This window comes from Pseudomonas sp. LB3P93 (assembly GCF_054898025.1).
In genome coordinates this window covers 634,440-650,510 of sequence record NZ_CM142713.1, presented here as the reverse complement: position 1 = coordinate 650,510, position 16,071 = coordinate 634,440, and the positions used below count along the sequence as shown (strand labels likewise).

15 protein-coding genes and 1 pseudogene are annotated in these 16,071 nt (G+C 61.3%); 10 read left to right on the top strand and 6 right to left on the bottom strand.

The features are described from left to right. Positions 1-88 precede the first annotated feature (88 nt). The 5 genes from cobJ to ACYZT8_RS02795 all read right to left on the bottom strand — a co-directional run bounded on the left by cobJ (position 89) and on the right by ACYZT8_RS02795 (position 5,260). The gene (cobJ, locus tag ACYZT8_RS02815; RefSeq protein ID WP_461979069.1) at positions 89-1,792 is read right to left on the bottom strand and encodes a precorrin-3B C(17)-methyltransferase; all 1,704 of its coding nucleotides are present in this window, start codon (positions 1,790-1,792) and stop codon (positions 89-91) included. Then, on the bottom strand, positions 1,792-2,523 hold the full coding sequence (locus ACYZT8_RS02810; protein WP_461982352.1) for a precorrin-2 C(20)-methyltransferase: 732 nt from the start codon (positions 2,521-2,523) through the stop codon (positions 1,792-1,794). Before ACYZT8_RS02810 ends, cobJ begins: the two co-directional genes overlap by 1 nt. Beyond that, positions 2,523-3,149, bottom strand: a complete 627-nt coding sequence (locus tag ACYZT8_RS02805; protein ID WP_131058887.1) for a precorrin-8X methylmutase — start codon at positions 3,147-3,149, stop codon at positions 2,523-2,525. Before ACYZT8_RS02805 ends, ACYZT8_RS02810 begins: the two co-directional genes overlap by 1 nt. Further along, a complete protein-coding gene (gene cobG, locus ACYZT8_RS02800) occupies positions 3,142-4,449 on the bottom strand; it encodes a precorrin-3B synthase (protein WP_461979066.1) in 1,308 nt (435 codons plus the stop codon). The genes ACYZT8_RS02805 and cobG overlap by 8 nt, the downstream gene beginning before the upstream one ends. A 157-nt stretch (positions 4,450-4,606) precedes the next feature. Continuing rightward, complete coding sequence (locus tag ACYZT8_RS02795; RefSeq protein WP_461979064.1) at positions 4,607-5,260, bottom strand: hypothetical protein; 654 nt, start codon at positions 5,258-5,260, stop codon at positions 4,607-4,609. Between the two features lie 247 nt (positions 5,261-5,507). Between ACYZT8_RS02795 and cbiE the strand changes: the two genes are divergently transcribed. Genes cbiE through ACYZT8_RS02780 form a run of 3 tightly spaced genes read left to right on the top strand, consistent with a single transcriptional unit; the run spans position 5,508 to position 8,534 of the window. After that, positions 5,508-6,719, top strand: coding sequence for a precorrin-6y C5,15-methyltransferase (decarboxylating) subunit CbiE (gene cbiE, locus ACYZT8_RS02790; RefSeq protein WP_461979062.1), 1,212 nt, complete (start codon positions 5,508-5,510; stop codon positions 6,717-6,719). Next, positions 6,712-7,809 (top strand): cobalt-precorrin-5B (C(1))-methyltransferase, encoded by a 1,098-nt coding sequence (locus ACYZT8_RS02785; RefSeq protein WP_461979060.1) that lies wholly within the window; start codon positions 6,712-6,714, stop codon positions 7,807-7,809. Before cbiE ends, ACYZT8_RS02785 begins: the two co-directional genes overlap by 8 nt. Then, positions 7,806-8,534, top strand: coding sequence for a cobalt-precorrin-6A reductase (locus ACYZT8_RS02780; RefSeq protein ID WP_461979058.1), 729 nt, complete (start codon positions 7,806-7,808; stop codon positions 8,532-8,534). Before ACYZT8_RS02785 ends, ACYZT8_RS02780 begins: the two co-directional genes overlap by 4 nt. 381 nt (positions 8,535-8,915) lie before the next feature. Here the strand turns inward: ACYZT8_RS02780 and ACYZT8_RS02775 are convergent, their stop codons facing one another. After that, positions 8,916-9,974, bottom strand: coding sequence for an IS110 family RNA-guided transposase (locus tag ACYZT8_RS02775; RefSeq protein WP_461982331.1), 1,059 nt, complete (start codon positions 9,972-9,974; stop codon positions 8,916-8,918). 256 nt (positions 9,975-10,230) lie between these two features. On the opposite strand from ACYZT8_RS02775, the gene ACYZT8_RS02770 reads away from it, so the two are divergent. The 7 genes and pseudogenes from ACYZT8_RS02770 to ACYZT8_RS02740 all read left to right on the top strand — a co-directional run. Then, positions 10,231-10,542 carry a hypothetical protein gene (locus tag ACYZT8_RS02770; RefSeq protein WP_461979056.1) on the top strand — a complete coding sequence of 104 codons (312 nt, stop codon included), beginning with the start codon at positions 10,231-10,233 and terminating at the stop codon, positions 10,540-10,542. 48 nt (positions 10,543-10,590) lie between these two features. Then, positions 10,591-10,989, top strand: coding sequence for a DUF2946 domain-containing protein (locus tag ACYZT8_RS02765; RefSeq protein ID WP_461979054.1), 399 nt, complete (start codon positions 10,591-10,593; stop codon positions 10,987-10,989). Positions 10,990-11,037: 48 nt separating this feature from the next. Next, positions 11,038-11,517: a copper chaperone PCu(A)C gene (locus ACYZT8_RS02760; RefSeq protein ID WP_461979052.1), complete on the top strand. Its 480-nt coding sequence runs from the start codon at positions 11,038-11,040 to the stop codon at positions 11,515-11,517. Between the two features lie 20 nt (positions 11,518-11,537). Further along, positions 11,538-11,987: a DUF2946 domain-containing protein gene (locus ACYZT8_RS02755; RefSeq protein ID WP_461979050.1), complete on the top strand. Its 450-nt coding sequence runs from the start codon at positions 11,538-11,540 to the stop codon at positions 11,985-11,987. 84 nt (positions 11,988-12,071) lie between these two features. Continuing rightward, a complete protein-coding gene (locus ACYZT8_RS02750) occupies positions 12,072-14,189 on the top strand; it encodes a TonB-dependent copper receptor (RefSeq protein WP_461979048.1) in 2,118 nt (705 codons plus the stop codon). A 142-nt stretch (positions 14,190-14,331) separates the two neighbouring features. Beyond that, entirely contained in the window at positions 14,332-15,711 is a 1,380-nt protein-coding gene (locus ACYZT8_RS02745; protein WP_461979046.1) for a PepSY-associated TM helix domain-containing protein, read from the top strand. 145 nt (positions 15,712-15,856) lie between these two features. Beyond that, positions 15,857-16,001, top strand: a pseudogene (locus ACYZT8_RS02740) (hypothetical protein); the annotation flags it as partial. Positions 16,002-16,071: the final 70 nt, after the last annotated feature.

Below are 16,071 nucleotides of genomic sequence, written 5' to 3'. Positions count from 1 at the left end.
CAAGACTTCGAACCGTCTGCCGCAACGACTTCCTGTTCATTCACGACCAGCCGTTAGAAAAGCGGCCTCAAGAAGAGGCCGCCGACATTTACGAAGCTGGCTTGTCGCCATACCAACGAGGCGTATACACCCACTTGCCTCCCTCGGCACGAGGGAACACGCAGGTGGTGGAAGAGCCGATCAGCACCATGGTGCGCATGTCGACCTGATCGGGGGTCAGTTCACCGAGTGTGGTGACACGCAACGTCTGGCCTGGACGACCAATATCGCGCCCCAACACCACCGGCGTTTCAGCAGTGCGGTGCTGCCCGACAATCTCCAGTGCCCGGCCCAATTGCCAAGGGCGCGAACGCGAGATCGGGTTGTAGAACGCCAGCGCCAGGTCGGCCTGAGACGCCAAATCCAGCCGTTTCTCGATGATCGACCATGGCTTGAGGTTGTCCGACAGCGACATCACGCAGAAGTCATGCCCCAGTGGCGCGCCGGCCTGAGCCGCCGTTGCCAGGGACGCAGAGACGCCCGGAAGAATCTCCAGATCAACGCTGTGCCAGTTCGGATCGCTCGACTCGTGCAACGCTTCAAGCACCGCTGCCGCCATGGCGAATACGCCCGGATCCCCCGACGAAACCACCACCACCGACCGCCCTTGAGCCGCCAGTTCAAAGGCGTGGCGAGCGCGCTGCATTTCCTCGCGGTTGTCGGTGCAATGCAGCACCTGATCATCGCGGAACGGCCCGGCCATGCGCACGTAGGTCTCATAACCGAGCACATCATTGGCGCGCGCCAGCTCGGCCTTGACCGCCGGCACCATCAGTTCGGCAGCGCCAGGGCCCAGGCCGATCACGGCCAAACGACCGCGCGCACGACCGATCTGCGCAAGCTCCAGTGGCTGACCGGCCACCGCGATGGCGATGCCGGTATCCGCCGTCACGACGGTAGCGTTAGGCACGGTGTGCCGGACAAGTTCGCTGACGCCACCGCTGACTGAGGAAAACCGCAGCGGCACGCCCAACTCAAGCGCGGCTTCGCGCAACGAAGGGTTGGCCATGTGCAGATCGCTGGCCAGCAAGCAGGCCAGCGATTGCGCAGCGATGTTCGATTGATGCAGTGCCGCGCGAATCGCATTCGGCAAATCCGCCACATCGGCGTTCACCGCCACCAGCATGTTGCGCGGGTAGATCAACAATTCATTGGCGGACGGTGTGCGCTCGGCACTGCCGATGTGGATCGACAACGGCGCCTGCGGGTCTTCTGGCAACTGCGCTTGCGCCAGCCACGGTGCGGCGCCTTCGATGCGCACGCTTTGGCCGGCGAGCAAATCCGAGACGAAACGCTTGCCCAGCTCAAGATCGCCGAGGGCGTAACCGCTGGGTGGATTGAGCAGGCAGGTGCCGAAGCGCAATTCACCGCTGGTGGTGATCGCCGCCGCGACCTCTAGGCCGGCAGCAATCTCCCGCGCCATGACGTTCACGCCACCGAGACCGCCAAGCAGCGGCACCACGGCGCTGCCGTCTTCGGCCACGGCCAGGACCGGTGGTTCGGCGCCCTTTTCCAGCAGCAACGGCGCCAGCGTGCGGATCACGATGCCCGCTGCGCACAAGGCAATGATCGGCGTGTCTTGCTGATAGAACTCGCGCAAGGTCGCGCCGAACTCGTGATAGACACGGTCCGCGCCTTCAACCCGCTCGGCGAGGCCATGGATCAAGGCGCCGGGGTAGACCTGCTGGATCTTGCGCGCGGTCGCGAGGCTGCCATTGCCAAGAATGACAATTGCCGGAACTGGACGGGCCATCAGCCTTGCCACCGTTCGCCGGGAACAATGATCAGCGAGAAGTACGGCGAGGACATCGATTCGACCTGATCCAGCGGGACGATTTTCTGATTGGCCATGGTCGCGCGCTCGACGTACAGCGCACGCTCTGCCAGACCAAGTTCTTCGAGCACCTGACGGACCTTGGGAAAGTTGCGCCCCAGCTTCATGATCACCGCCGCGTCGGCATCGGCCAGACGACGTTTGAGGTCTTCGTGAGGCAGCACACCGGAGAGTACCGACAGGCTCTGATTGCGATACACCAATGGCGCACCCAACACCGAAGCGCCGCCGAGCATCGAGCACACACCTGGTACGACTTCGGCTTCGTAGCGTTCTGCCAGGCGATCGTGCAAGTACATGTAGGAGCCGTAGAAGAACGGATCGCCTTCGCAGATCACCGCCACGTCACGACCGGCATCCAGGTGCGCAGCGAGTTCTTCGCCGGCCGCATCGTAGAAATCGCTGATCACTTGCTCGTATGACAGCGGTGCCGGCAGCGCTTCTGTGGTCACCGGATACACCAGCGGCAACAGCGTTTGCGCGTCCTGCAAATGCGCTTCGATGATGCCGAAGGCGTTGCCCTTTTTGCCCTTGGCGACGAAGTACGCCACCACCGGCGATTCGCGCAGCAAGCGAAGGGCTTTGACGGTAATCAGTTCCGGATCACCGGGGCCGACGCCCAGGCCAATCAAGCGTCCAGGTGACTGCATCATTCGATCTCCGTGGCGAGGGCGTTGACGGCGGCGGCGGCCATGGCGCTACCGCCCAGCCGGCCTTGCATGATCACAAACGGCACGCCGCGACTGTCTGCCGCGAGCGCTGCCTTGGATTCGGCGGCGCCGACGAAGCCCACCGGAAAGCCGAGGATCAATGCCGGTTTCGGTGCGCCGGCATCGAGCATTTCCAAAAGATAGAACAAAGCGGTCGGCGCGTTGCCGATCACCACCACGCTGCCTTCCAGATGTGGACGCCACAATTCCAGCGCGGCGGCGGAACGGGTGTTGCCCAACTCACGCGCGAGTTCCGGAACGCTTTCATCGCGCAGGGTGCAGATCACCTGGTTGTTGGCCGGCAAGCGCGTGCGGGTCACGCCCTCGCTGACCATCCGTGCGTCGCACAGAATCGGCGCGCCGGCGGCCAGCGCCTCACGCCCGGCCTTGCCCGCGCCTGCGGAAAATTGCAGCCCGTCGATGGCATCGACCATGCCGCAGGCGTGGATCACCCGCACCGCGAGTTTTTCCAGATCGGCCGGGATTCGCTCGAGGTTGGCCTCGGCACGAATGATCGCGAAGGAGTTGCGATAGATCTCCTGACCGTCGCGGATGTAATCAAGCATCAAGGGGGCTCCGTGAGCGGGCGTCGGGCAAGGCCGCGACCGCTTCAATAGTAAGGTTGCGTGCGTGCAACGCGCCAAAACCCGGCTGCGCTGCATCGCGAAAATAGAGGTCGTAGTGACCGGGGGAAACCGCCAGCAAAGTGACCGGTGCGACGTGCGCGGCCGCGCAGGAACGCTGGCAGCCGGACAGGTGCACGTTCAGCATCTGCCCGTGGCGTTGCAGCAGTGCCGCCAACTGTCGGGCATCGCCCTTGGTGTCGGCCAGGCCTTTGCCACAACCTGTCGAGCCGGTGCAGGCGATGAGGTGCGCCAGGGCATCGTCGGCCGAGCAACGCAGGCCGAGGTGTTCAAGGCTGTGGATAACGTGAGGCGCATCGTCGCCAAAGACACCGGGCAATATCAGGCTTTGCCAAGGAGTGAAACGCAAAGTGCCGTCGCCCTGTTCGCGCGCCAGTTGTGCGGCGCCCCTGAGCATCGCCGGATTCAGGCGACCTAGCGGCGGTACTGCGCCGATGTACACACTCCCGGCGTCACGCTGTGAATGAGCGCCGATGTGCAGCACATTTGGATTTGCCTTGCGCTGCCAACCCTCAATAGACATCAACGGTACACGCTCGGCGAGGCGCGCGAGAAACGTGTCGAGCGAACACTCGGCGAGCAGATGCCGCATGCGGGTCTGCTCGGGGCGCGCCAATTCCAGGAACAACTCCAGCACCGCGACCACCAACCCGTGGCCCTGTTCCAGCAAAACCGCGCCTACGGGTGCGTCGACAAGGCAACCCGCCAGACCGAAGGCAAACACCCGCTCTCCGTCTCGTTCAGCCGCAGACAACCAAAGGTCATGAGGGTGTTCGAGCATTGCAAGACCTTCGCCGCCATCCAGTTGCACGGCGAACTTGGCGCTGAGGTCGTGGAAACGTTCATCGCTTTGCAGCGTGGCGAGGATCTGTTCGGCCAGTGGGCGCGTATCGATCAGCATCTGCTGATCAATGCCGGCGCCGGGGCTGAGCATCAGATTGCGCACATCGTCGCCCGCCGCGCTGGTCGGGCCGAGACCCGCCGCCATCAGTCTGTCGATCAACGCACCGTGCTCACTGCCTACTCCGCGGATTTGCAGGTTGGCGCGGTTGGTTGCCTCGATCACCCCGCCAGCGTAAAGCTCGGCCGCATCGGCCACTGCTTCGGCCTGATCAGCCGAGATCGAACCACCATTGAGTTTGATCCGGCAGATGCCGCCGTCCAACGCCTGGACGATACGCAGCAACCCCGGGCAGGCCGAGGGGCGTAAAGCGGTGGACATCTGGCGTTCGTTCAATGAGTGACCGGCTGACTGGATACACGTGAAGGGCGAAGGGCTGCCATTATGCCTGCTTTGCCCGAGCGCATGAAAAGTCTGCCGGTCGGAAACGCTGCCAAAATAAATCAATCGAACAAAAGAATGCCTGCGCCTGTGTGGATTAGAGTTCGTACTCGCTGAACTCTAGCGCCAGGTCTCGCGTGGCTTCTTCCACGCTTTGTCGAATGGCGTCCATGTTTCGACGCTTGATCTCCAACCGTCGAATCCGGATATCCAATTGGGACATACTCTGGTTTATCGTCCAGAACAGGTAGGGTGTCGCGATGCCCGACTTGATCATCCTGACATGACTGACCACCATCTCCAGATCTCCGTTGGGTTTAAAACTGACCGGTACGATGTTGAACCCGAACAATTTCCCACTTAAACCCGCCATCTTCGTCAGTAACCTGGCATCACTCTCCAGCTTTCCAAGTACTGCTTCAACCTGTGCTATTTGAGCGCTCGCGAGGTAAGGCTGTGCCACTTTCAACCAGGCCTCTTTCAAGCTGCCCGAGAACTGCGGCTTGATGTACTCGACAGGCTCGTCAAGCGTCCAATCCATTGACCAGAACATACCGGTGTAATGATCGAACCAAGGCCCCGGCTGCGTCTCGCTCTTTGCGACTTTATCGGCGCCATGCTGGGCCAGAAAAATGCAGTTTTTCACAAAGTCATTGTCAGCGGCGGTCTGGCCAGCCATGCCGACCAGCAGAACATTACTCATCATCAGCGCACCATGTTCGGTGACACCTTTAGCTAACCCTTCATCCATATAATTTTCTTTCATCCTTGATAATGTCGCGACCAACATCAACTATTGGCCGGAAGTTAATACATATAAGATTGCTTAATTTGAGAAATAACAAACTACCAAAACCATCATTTCAACAAGCAATTTTTCCTCAACATGAAGTGTCGGCCATTCGAAATATTCCTGTCCCGGCCATAGACCCGCGTCAGACGACAGAAGCCGCGCTATCATGCCGCTTTTGAATATGAACATTGGGTTAAGGAACAACATGGCCTGCTGGCTGACAGTAGTGGGAATCGGTGAAGACGGCTTCAAGGGCCTGGGCAAAAACGCCCGGCATACCCTGTTGCGCGCTTCGCGGATCGTTGGCGGTCAGCGGCAACTGGATTTGCTGCCGGCCTGCATCCGTGGCGAGCGGCATTTGTGGCCCAGTCCGTTTTCCCTCGAGCCGGTTCTGGCGCTGCGTGGCGAACCGGTCTGCGTGCTGGCCAGCGGCGATCCGATGTTCTTTGGCGTCGGTGCCAGCCTTGCCCGGCAAGTGCCCAACGATGAAATGCTGATCCTGCCCGCGCCCTCCTCCTGCTCGCTCGCGGCGGCGCGCATGGGCTGGCCGTTGCAGGAGGTGGTGACACTTTCGGTGGTTGCCCGGCCGATCGCCGCACTGAACGCGCAGTTGTTCAGCGGCGTGCGTTTACTGGTGCTGAGCAACGATGGCCAAAGCCCGGCCGCCATTGCAGCACTGCTGCGTGAACGCGGTTTCGGTCCGAGCCGTCTCAGCGTGCTGGAACATGTGGGCGGTGCCGCTGAGCGGCGCATTGATGGCGTTGCCAGTGACTGGAACGCTCCAGCGGTCGCCGATCTGAACCTGATCGCTATCGAGTGCATCGCGGAGCCGAACACTGCGCGACTCTCGCGATTGGCCGGTCTGCCGGACTCGGCCTTCAAGCACGACGGTCAACTGACCAAACGCGACGTCCGCGCGATCACCCTTGCGCGCCTCGCCCCGGTCCCCGGCGAACTGCTGTGGGACGTCGGCGCCGGCAGCGGCTCGATCGGCATCGAATGGATGCGCGCTCACCCCGGTTGCCGCGCGCTGGCGATCGAAGCCGATGAAGGTCGGCAACAGCTGATCGAACACAACCGCGATGCTCTCGGCGTGCCCGGTTTGCAGCTGATTCGAGGCAGTGCGCCGCAGGCCTTGGCTGGGCTTGAACGTCCGGATGCGATCTTTATCGGCGGCGGGGTCACCCGGGAAGGGGTGCTCGACACCTGCTGGGCGCAACTCAAACCCGGCGGCCGACTGATCGCCAACGCGGTCACGCTGCAAAGCGAAGTGACCCTGATGGCCTGGCGCGAACGTCACGGCGGTGAACTGACCCGTATTCATGTTGCCCAGGCCCAGCCTCTAGGAGAGTTCGACACCTGGCGTCAGGCGTTGCCGATTACTTTGCTGGACGTGACGAAGCCCTTCGATGCGTGACGAAACCGCCGAACAACCCGCACCGCTGCGCAGCGGCCTGACCACCGGCAGCTGCGCCACCGCGACCAGTCTGGCGGCGGCCCGTTTATTGTTGAGCGGGATGAGCGCAGACGCTGTGGAAATCGTGTTGCCCAAGGGCAAGCAGGTGCAGATGCGCCTGGAGTTCTGCCGACTGATCGACAACGGCGCCGAAGCCGGGACAATCAAGGATGCCGGGGATGACCCGGACGTGACCCATGGCGCGTTGTTGTATTCCCAGGTGCGATTGAGTCGCGCGCCGGGTGTCCGTTTCAACGCCGGTCGCGGCGTCGGCACAGTCACCCGGCCGGGGCTGGTGCTGGGTGTCGGCGAGCCGGCGATCAACCCGGTACCGCGCAAAATGATCACCGAACACCTGACGTTGCTGGCCGAAGAGCTCGGCTACGGCGGCGGCTTTGAGGTCACGGTCAACGTCGAGGACGGCGAGGCGCTAGCCTTGAAAACCATGAACCCGCGACTGGGCATTCTTGGCGGGCTGTCGATCCTCGGCACCAGCGGCATCGTCCGGCCGTTTTCCTGCGCGGCCTACATCGCCTCGATTCACCAGGGCATCGATGTCGCCAAAACCAACGGTTACCTGCACATCGCCGCGTGTACCGGCAACGCCAGCGAAGACACCATGCGCCGCGTCTACGACCTGCCGGAAATCGCCCTGATCGAAATGGGCGACTTCGTCGGCGCCGTCCTCAAACACTTGCGTAAAGTGCCCGTGGAAAAACTCAGCCTGTGCGGCGGCTTCGGCAAGATCAGCAAACTGGCGGCCGGGCACATGGATTTGCACAGTCGGCATTCCAGCATCGACCTGCCGCAACTGGCCGATTGGGCTGCCGCGATTGGCGCCGATGAGGCGTTGCAGCAAGGCATTCGCGAGGCCAATACCAGCCAGCAAGCCTTGGCCATGGCCAGCGCGGCGGGCATCGCCCTCGGCGATGAGGTGTGTCGGCACGCGCTGGATTTTGCCCGCAGCGTGGTGCCGGCGCAGGTTCAGGTTGAAGTATTTGCCATCGATCGCCAGGGCGGGATTGTCGGTCATGCAGGAGCTTTTCAATGAAGCGTATTTTGCTGCTTGGCGGCGTGACGGAAGCCTTGGCCATCGCCCGCACGCTGGGGCCGGAACACATCTACAGCCTGGCCGGTGTCGGTCGAGTGCCGACGGACCTGAACTGCCAGGTTCGCGTCGGCGGTTACGGCGGTGCCGAAGGCCTGGCGCAGTTCATTCGCGATGAAGGGATCGACCTGCTGCTGGACGCGACCCATCCCTACGCCGCACAAATCAGCCACAACGCCACGACCGCCGCGCAGCTGAGTGGCATCGCCTGTTGGGCGTTGCGCCGTCCTGCCTGGCAGCCGCAGGCTGGGGATGACTGGCGGGACGTCAGCGCCTGGGCCGAACTGATTGAAGCCCTGAAACCCTTCCGCCGGCCGCTGTTCACCCTCGGCCGCGAACCGTTGCAGCACCTGCATGAAATTCCGTCGGAGCAATTCTGGACCTTGCGCGCACTGGACGTTTACCCCGGCAACGAACGCTGCGAAGTCATCGGCGCACGCGGGCCGTTTCTGATCGAAGATGAACGAGAGCTGTTCGAGCGGCGGCAGATTGATGTGCTGATCAGCAAGAACAGCGGCAGCACGGCGACCGAACCGAAGCTGGAAGTGGCACGGGAGCGTGGGGTGCCGGTGATTGTGTTGCAGCGGCCGGCGTTGCCGGGGGTGGATCGGGAGTTTGGGTCGGTGGCAGACGTGCTGGCGACCCTAACCGCAGAATCCACCACATGACGTAGCAGCTGGCGAAGCCTGCGTTCGGCTGCGCAGCAGTCGTAAATCCTGACACCACGGTTTACCCAGAATCGCGGTGCATGATTTTACGACTGCTGCGCAGCCGAACGCAGGCTTCGCCAGCTGCTATGTATGGACTCGCCCCCACTGTCTACCCGCTTTTGAAAAACCGCCGCCCCGTTGCATCTATGTATTAGGCCTATTCGAGGAAGCCGTCTTCGGCTTCTGGCCAAAATTGGAAGAGCTCGTGGTATGCCGATTACAGTCAGGCCTCGAAGGCCAGTAGCAGCTAAGGCATCAATCCACGCCGGTCTTACCTGGGGTCAATGTTTTTCAGCAAAGGGTCGGACAGTTGGTACCTCGGTGGCAGAACTCTGTCGCTCAGTGGCTCATCGTCGCTTGCTGGCCATCACCCGCCTGGCGACGATAAGTCTGGTCATTCTGTAGAAGCACCCAGACGATTCGCAGGTTGCGGTTGGCTAGCCTGATCGCAGCCTCCTTACGACCCAGCCGGCTCATCCAGCGCAACAAGCGGCGGTCATCGGGTTGCTGGGAATCAGGTCGTAGTTGTTGCAGTACCGCATGGGCTCCCTGGATCATCAGGCTGCGTAAATAAACATCGCCTCGCTTGGTCATGTCCCCCAGCCGGACCGTCTGCCCGCTGCTGTGCTGGTCAGGCACCATGCCAAAGTACGCGGCAAACTTGCGGGCATTGGGAAATCGCTCAGGCTTGGTTTCCTTGGCCACCAGTGCCGTGGCAGTGACTGGGCCGATGCCGCGCACAGTCATCAGTCGCTTCGCCGTCATGTCGGCGTTGGCGGCCACTTCCAGGCGCCCCGTCAGCACGCTGATGCGTTCGCCCAAATGGTGCCACTCGGCCAACAGTTCGTCGATCAGTTCACGCAGCAGGCCCGGCACCGGCTGGGTGGCATCTTCCAGTACCCGCGGAATTTTCTGGCTGATCGCAACATCGCCCTGCGCCAAGGCCACGCCATGCTCGAGCAGCAGGCCGCGCATCTGATTGCTCACCGCCGTGCGTCGACGCACATAGCCTTGGCGGGCGCGATGCAACGCCTGCATTGCCAGCGCCGCAACGCTTTTGACCGGCACTGCGTAGATCTTTTCATCGCGACCAGCGCGCAGAATCGCCAGCGCATCGTTGCGATCATTTTTAGGCCCGCTACGATGTGTGGCCACCAAACGGGCTGGAAGAATCCGCGCCAGATTGCCTTGGTCTTGCAGCTGCCGGGCCCAGGCTTGAGCACCCGGACCGGTCTCCATCAGAACCACGACATGAGGCGGCAACTGGCGTAGAAACTCATAAAACGCCTCGCGCGACTTGATCCGTTGCTCGTAGTGCACTTGGCCGAGGACGTCTTCACCGGCGACCTGAAAGACCTGCTTGGCCAGATCGACCGCCACGGTTGTGCAGGCCGACAAATCGGAAGAAGACAGGGATTGATCAATCGAAGTATGCTTTTTCATGGACTCGCCCTCGCTGTCGTTGGCTGTTTAGACTGCCATCGTGGCGCATTGACGCCTCGGCTTGGGCGAGTCCATCCAATTACAGGAAATGCGCAATGCCCTACATCTCTATCGGACCGCACACACAGCATCATCCAATGTGGCTGACTAGTCGCGTCGTAACCCCACCCCTATATTTCCGAGCGCCATCAATGCAACGCTCGGAGTACAAATGACTGAAAAATTCTCTCGTTTCGATATTGCGGAGTTTCTCCATACACCTACCGATATGTGGAACTACCTCAAGGCTAGTGAAGAGGAGGACTCGGGAGACGGAGGTTTCATCCGTTTAGCGTTCAGGGACGTCAAACACACCATCCGTGCACGAATTCAAAGTGACCCACATTTTGCTCAGGCAATCCGAATCGAAGTCGCTACACTCTTTCATAATGGCGAAACGGAAATGGCTCACAGCCTGTTGCTTCTATTAACTCAGGCGCTGCGACACCACACCGCACGCCGCTTTTTTACTTATCGGCCCTGATCAGGCTAAATAGCCGCGCCTGATCGCCCACCCAACGGATTTTGTCCCATGTCCCGACAACGGCTCGCAATTGCCTGGATCGCCTGCTTCGCAGTGCTGTTCAACATGCTCGCCATGCCGATGACCGGAGCCATGGCGCAGTCGGCGAAATCACCCGCCGAGCAATTGTTGTGGGGCAGTTTCTGTACGTCCAGCGGCACGAAGATGGTGGCGATTTCCCTAGGCGACCTCGAGCAAAAAGCCCCGCAGAGCGACGATCATTCCAACATGCAGCATTGCTGGTGCTGCTCCGGCTCTGCACCGCTGGTGGCGTTGCCCGGGCATGTGCCGCAGCTGTATTTCGCCCGTTTCGAGGCCAATCGAAGCGTGCCTGCCACCTCTCTCGAAACACCTACCCCGCGCCAGCAATGGCCGAGCCTCAACCCCCGCGCGTCCCCTCTGGTGTGATTCTTTCTCGCAATTGACCTGCGTCTTGAATCGTTCTGGAGAACTGCCATGTTGAACAAACTCATCGTTCTGGCTGCGTTGCTGCTGCCTGCCTGCTTTGCCAATGCCCACGAATACAAGGCGGGCGAGCTGGAGATCGCTCACCCGTGGTCGCAGGAGTTGCCGCCCAACGCGCCAACCGTCGCGGCCTATTTTGTCATTCAGAACCCAGGCAAAACCGCTGACCGCCTGCTCAGCGTCGACTCGCCAATTGCTGGTGAAGCGCAATTGCATGAGCACCTCATGCAAAACGATCTGATGAAAATGCAGCAAGTGCCGAGCGTTGATATTCCTGCCGGTGGCAACGTCACGTTTGCGCCGATGGCCTATCACGTGATGCTGGTTAACCTGAAAGACCGCAGCCTGCTGAGCGACGGCAAACGCTTCCCACTGACCATGCACTTCGAAAAATCCGGTGACGTGACGGTCGAAGTCTCGGTGCAGAAGAAGCCGCCGGAAGGCACACAGATGCACGCCCACGCCCAGTAATCGACTGAGCAAATAACGCCATGCGCCCGCTTAGCGCCAGGTCATCCGCACACCGTCGTCAGTCGTCGAGCCTGACGCACGGCAGCTGGATCAGCCTGTTCGCCATGCTGATGATCTTTATCGGCCCGCTGATTTCTCAGTCGATGCCGATGGATCAACGCGCCTCGTCGATGTCGATGAGCATGTCGATGGACATGAGCATGGACATGTCGGCCATGGAGCACGCCGACCACGGCGCGCAACCCGCCGCCGAGCACTGCCCGCCCAAAGCCTCGCACCATGCGCTCTGGGAAAAATGCGGCTATTGCAGCCTGTTGTTCAATTGCCCGGCGCTGACCGGCGGCCAGTCCTTCGCCGCATTTGACACGCCGACAGCCAACACTTTCACTACACCCTCCCCTCGCCTGGGCCATGCCCGGCAAGCCTTCTTCCCAGGCGCCCGAACCCGCGCGCCACCCATCGTCGCGTAAACACGCACCTCTGAGTTCACACGGTTTCGAAGACAGCCACAGGCTGCCGGCCGTGTCGTTTACGACTGTTCGATGGAAATTGTCATGTCCAGGTTTACTGCTGACACACGCTTGAGCCCTGCCCAAGCTACTTTTGCCCCGAACGAATCGAGTATTCGTTTCAGGCACGCCACCGCCGTCCTTTGCGGCGCATTGCTGACACCCTCGGTGTTGGCTAACGAACACGCGGGCCACAGTGAAGAACTGAGCCCGACGGTGATCACCGCCATCGCGCCGAGTTCGCCGCTGACCATCGTCACCAACCCCAAGGACCCGCGCCAACCGGTGCCGGCCAGCGACGGTGGCGACTACCTGAAAACCATCCCCGGCTTTGCCCTGGTCCGCAACGGCGGCACCAACGGTGATCCGGTGCTGCGCGGCATGTTCGGTTCGCGGCTGAACATCCTCACCAACGGCGGCCAATTGCTCGGCGCCTGCCCCGGCCGGATGGACGCGCCCACCTCCTACATCTCGCCGGAAACCTACGACAAACTCACCGTCATCAAAGGCCCGCAAACCGTGCTCTGGGGGCCGGGCGCATCAGCCGGTACGATCCTCTTCGACCGTGAGCCGGAAAGCTTCGGCGAACTGGGTACGCGAGTGAACGCCAGCGTATTGGCCGGCTCCAACGGCCGCTTCGACAAAGTGGTGGACGCCGCAGCCGGCGGGCCGTTGGGCTACGTGCGCGTGATCGGCAACACCGCGCACGCCGATGACTACAAGGACGGCAACAACGACACCGTGCCGTCGCGCTACGACAAATGGAACGGCGACGTGGCGCTCGGCTGGACGCCCGACGCCGACACCTTGCTGGAACTGACCGCAGGCAAGGGCGACGGCGAAGCGCGTTACGCCGGGCGCGGTATGGACGGGTCGCAGTTCAAGCGTGAAAGCCTGGGCCTGCGGTTCGAGAAGTCCAACATCGGCGACGTGCTGGACAAGGTCGAAGCGCAGATCTACTACAACTACGCCGACCACGTGATGGACAACTACACCCTGCGCACGCCGTCCGGGACGGGGATGATGGCCGGCCCGATGGCCTCCAACGTCGACCGCCGCACACTCGGCGCGCGCATCAAGGCCACCTGGCGCTGGGCCGATGTGCAGCTGATCAGCGGCATCGATGCGCAGACCAACGAGCATCGTCAACGCGGCAGCATGGGCATCGACACCTACAAGGACCTGCCGTACACCAAGGATGCCGACTTCCATAACTACGGTGTGTTCAGCGAATTGACCTGGTACGCCGCCGACCGTGACCGGCTGATCACTGGCGCACGCCTGGACCGCGCCTCGGCCAAGGATTATCGGCAGACCACCGGCTCCGGGATGATGACTCGCCCCAACCCGACCGCCGACGACACCCGCGCCGACACCTTGCCGAGCGGCTTCATCCGCTACGAGCACGACCTGGCGGACAGCCCGACCACGCTGTATGCGGGCCTCGGTCACACCCAGCGCTTCCCGGATTACTGGGAACTGTTTTCACCCAAGTCAGGCCCCGCCGGATCGGTGAATGCCTTCGATTCGATCAAGCCTGAAAAAACCACCCAGCTCGACTTCGGCCTGCAATACAAGACCGAAGACCTCGAAGCCTGGGCCTCGGGTTACGTCGGCCAGGTGCGCGATTACATCCTGTTCAACTACACCCCGACGATGATGGGCACCACCTCTCAGGCTCAGAACATCGACGCGCGAATCATGGGCGGCGAACTCGGCGCGGCTTATCAACTGACCTCCAACTGGAAAGCCGACGCGACCCTGGCCTATGCCTGGGGCAAGAACAGCAGCGACGGCAACGCATTGCCGCAAATGCCGCCGCTGGACGCGCGTTTCGGCCTGACCTACAGCGAAGACAACTGGAGCGCCGGGGCCTTGTGGCGCGTGGTCGCGGCGCAAAACCGCATCGACCAGAACAAGGGCAACGTGGTCGGCAAGGACTTCGACAAGACCTCAGGTTTTGGCGTGTTCTCGCTCAATGGTGCCTATCGGATCAACAAAAACTGGAAGGTCAGCAGTGGCGTCGACAACCTGTTCGGCAAGGCGTACGCCGAGCATTTGAACCTGGCCGGCAACGCCGGTTTTGGCTACCCGGCCAATGACCCGCAGGCCATTAAAGAACCGGGGCGAACGCTCTGGACCAAGGTGGACATGAGCTTCTAAAAGCATCGTCGGAACGCCGCCCGGAGCAAGCTCGCTCCCACAGGTTCAACGCCGTCCATGTGGGAGCGGGCTTGCCCGCGAATGACTGCGCAGCAGTCACCGGACAACAACAAAAGAACCAAGCCAAAGCGGAGCACACGTGATGAAACAGCCCAAAGTAAATTTCTACAACCTGGCCTGGCGCTGGCATTTCTATGCCGGTCTGTTCGTCGCGCCATTCATGGTGATGCTGGCCCTGACCGGCGTCATTTACCTGTTCAAGCCGCAACTCGATCCGTTGATGTACGGCAGTTTGATGAACGTCCCGGCCGGGCATCACACCGTCCCGGCCGACGACCTGCTCAAGCGGGTGAAACTGGCGTATCCACAAGCCACGATCAAGCAGTACCTGCCGCCAGTCAACGCCGAACGCAGCGCTCAATTTGTCGTGATCAATGAAGGCAACGAGCTCAACGTGTTCGTCGACCCCTACCAGGGCGACATCCTCGGCGAGCAAGACGCCAAGAAGAATCTGCAAGCGGTGGCGCGAGCGATTCACGGTGAATTGATGATCGGCACCGTCGGTGATCGATTGGTCGAACTGGCCGCCGGCTGGGCCGTGGTGCTGGTGGTTTCCGGCGTCTTTCTGTGGTGGCCGCGCGGGCAAGCCGCCGGTATTTTGTGGCCACGTCTGACCAGTCGCGGTCGCGTGCTGTGGCGCGATTTGCATGCCGTCACCGGTTTCTGGGGCGCCGCGTTTTTGCTGGTGATGCTGCTCAGCGGCATGACCTGGACCGGGTTCTGGGGCCAGCAATACGCGCAAGTGTGGAACGTGTTCCCGGCGGCGATGTGGGACAACGTGCCCAAGTCCGACGTCGAGGCTCGCAGCCTCAACACCGCCACCCGCCAGACCGTGCCATGGGCCATGGAAAACACGCCGATGCCGATGTCCGGCGACCACGCCGAACACATGGCCCACAATGGCGCACAAGCTGGCCCCGCCGCACCGACCATTAGCCTGCAAGACGTGCAGAACATCGCCGTGCAACGCAAGGTCGAACCGGGTTACAGCATCACCTTGCCAACCACCGCGACGGGCGTGTTCACCATCGCCGTGTTTGCCGACGACCCACGTAACGACGCCACGTTGCATGTCGATCAGTACACCGGCGATGTGCTTGCCGATGTGCGCTGGGAGCAATACGGCACCGTGGCCCGCGCCACGGAAACCGGCGTGATGTTGCATGAAGGCAAGATGTTCGGCGTGTTCAACCAGATCATCGTGTTGCTGATCTGCCTGATGATTTTGCTCAGCGCGGTCAGCGGCGTAGTGATCTGGTGGAAGCGTCGCCCGCAAGGCAAGTTCGGTGTTCCACCGCTGCGCCACGACCTGCCGAAATGGAAAACCGCGATGGTCATCATGTTCGCCCTGGCCGTGGCGTTTCCGTTGGTGGGTGCTTCGTTGGTGGTGGTGTGGGTGCTGGATCGCGTGCTGTTTTCGCGATTCACCCGGCAAACTGAATCGGCCTCATCTTCATCATGAAACAGGCGAGATGCGCGGTTTAGAGGGATCTGTAGACTTCCCGCGCTTATCTCCCAGTGAATTTTAGTGTTACTGTATAACTCTAAATGCACCGCCTAACCCGCAGCCCTGGCTGCGGGTTTCTTTTGAAGAAGTGATTCACAGGAAGGCGTTGCGTAATACGACGCTGGGGTTTCAGGTGAACAATCTGTTTTGACCGGCAGTATGCGCAAAGCCAATACAATGAGGGGCAGCAGTGGATCCTGGGTGAGCCGCGGTCGTTCTTTGTCACTGCTTATTACACCTTTTGATTCAAGGCCCCCATCGCGGGCAAGCCCGCTCCCACAAGGTCTCCAGTGTTCACACACTATTTGTGCACAC